This is a genomic window from Halalkalibacter sp. HAAS-P013, from assembly GCF_056619925.1.
Genome location: NZ_JBWQTU010000049.1, coordinates 1 through 1364, shown reverse-complemented (window position 1 = coordinate 1364; position 1364 = coordinate 1). Strand labels below are relative to the sequence as shown.

The window sequence follows — 1364 nt, the reverse complement described above, 5'->3', positions numbered from 1 at the left end:
GATTTCCCATGGAGTAAATCCAGTAAGACCCCTTAGAGATGATGAGGTTGATAGGTCTGGTGTGGAAGCGTGGCGACACGTGGAGCTGACAGATACTAATCGGTCGAGGACTTATCCAAAAAAATTTCTTGATACGTTTCTATAAAGCATTATCTAGTTTTGAGAGAACCATCTCAAATGTGAACTAAGATACCTTTCGAGGAATCAGAGGTTCAAGGTATTTTCGAGGGAAATACCAATATAGTCTGGTGGCGATAGCGAAGAGGTCACACCCGTTCCCATGTCGAACACGGTCGTTAAGCTCTTTTGCGCCGATGGTAGTTGGGGGCTTCCCCCTGTGAGAGTAGGACGTTGCCAGGCTATAATAGTATTTTTTTATGGGGCCTTAGCTCAGCTGGGAGAGCGCCTGCCTTGCACGCAGGAGGTCAGCGGTTCGATCCCGCTAGGCTCCACCATTCTAAATACGAGGCGGCGTAGCTCAGCTGGCTAGAGCGTACGGTTCATACCCGTGAGGTCGTGGGTTCGATTCCCTCCGCCGCTATATATCTTTTATTATGGAGGAATACCCAAGTCCGGCTGAAGGGATCGGTCTTGAAAACCGACAGGCGGGTTAAACCGCGCGGGGGTTCGAATCCCTCTTCCTCCGCCATATTTTGGACAAGGTAATTTTTGTTGGGCTATCGCCAAGCGGTAAGGCAACGGATTTTGATTCCGTCATGCGTAGGTTCGAATCCTGCTAGCCCAGCCAATGCGGAAGTAGTTCAGTGGTAGAACACCACCTTGCCAAGGTGGGGGTCGCGAGTTCGAATCTCGTCTTCCGCTCTTTAATAAAATATGTTTTTATAAGTCCTGCCGGGGTGGTGGAATTGGCAGACACACAGGACTTAAAATCCTGCGATAGGTGACTATCGTGCCGGTTCAAGTCCGGCCCTCGGCACCAAAAAATTTAGCGCCCTTAGCTCAGCTGGATAGAGTGTTTGACTACGAATCAAAAGGTCGGGAGTTCGAATCTCTCAGGGCGCGCCATTCTATTAAAGGAAAACGGGAAGTGGCTCAGCTTGGTAGAGCACCTGGTTTGGGACCAGGGGGTCGCAGGTTCAAATCCTGTCTTCCCGACCATGAAATGAATATGCGGGTGTAGTTTAGTGGTAAAACCTCAGCCACGAGCAAACCATCTGCCGAATAAGCTGCGAGTTGTCTCGACGCATTTGCTTCTAAGAGTTACTAGAAGAGGAAGAGACATGCCAGTGCGTTATGAAAATTTGTGATATATATTGATTTTATATGCGGGTGTAGTTTAGTGGTAAAACCTCAGCCTTCCAAGCTGATGATGTGAGTTCGATTCTCATCACCCGCTCTTACTA

Annotated in this window: 9 tRNA genes and 2 rRNA genes; all 11 read left to right on the top strand. The window is 48.8% G+C overall.

The features are described from left to right. Positions 1-119, top strand: a 23S ribosomal RNA gene (locus AC1FXP_RS23430); the annotation flags it as partial. A gap of 125 nt (positions 120-244) precedes the next feature. Continuing rightward, positions 245-360: ribosomal RNA gene (gene rrf / locus AC1FXP_RS23425) — 5S ribosomal RNA — on the top strand. A 19-nt stretch (positions 361-379) separates the two neighbouring features. After that, positions 380-455 (top strand) — tRNA-Ala (locus AC1FXP_RS23420). A gap of 12 nt (positions 456-467) precedes the next feature. Next, positions 468-541 (top strand) — tRNA-Met (locus AC1FXP_RS23415). A 15-nt stretch (positions 542-556) separates the two neighbouring features. After that, positions 557-649: transfer RNA gene (locus AC1FXP_RS23410), tRNA-Ser, on the top strand. Between the two features lie 24 nt (positions 650-673). Next, a tRNA-Gln gene (locus AC1FXP_RS23405) sits at positions 674-748 on the top strand. A gap of 2 nt (positions 749-750) precedes the next feature. Then, a tRNA-Gly gene (locus tag AC1FXP_RS23400) sits at positions 751-822 on the top strand. A 29-nt stretch (positions 823-851) separates the two neighbouring features. Next, positions 852-940 (top strand) — tRNA-Leu (locus AC1FXP_RS23395). 9 nt (positions 941-949) lie between these two features. Then, positions 950-1026, top strand: a tRNA-Arg gene (locus AC1FXP_RS23390). A 16-nt stretch (positions 1027-1042) separates the two neighbouring features. After that, positions 1043-1119: transfer RNA gene (locus AC1FXP_RS23385), tRNA-Pro, on the top strand. Positions 1120-1286: 167 nt separating this feature from the next. Further along, positions 1287-1357: transfer RNA gene (locus AC1FXP_RS23380), tRNA-Gly, on the top strand. Positions 1358-1364 lie beyond the last annotated feature (7 nt).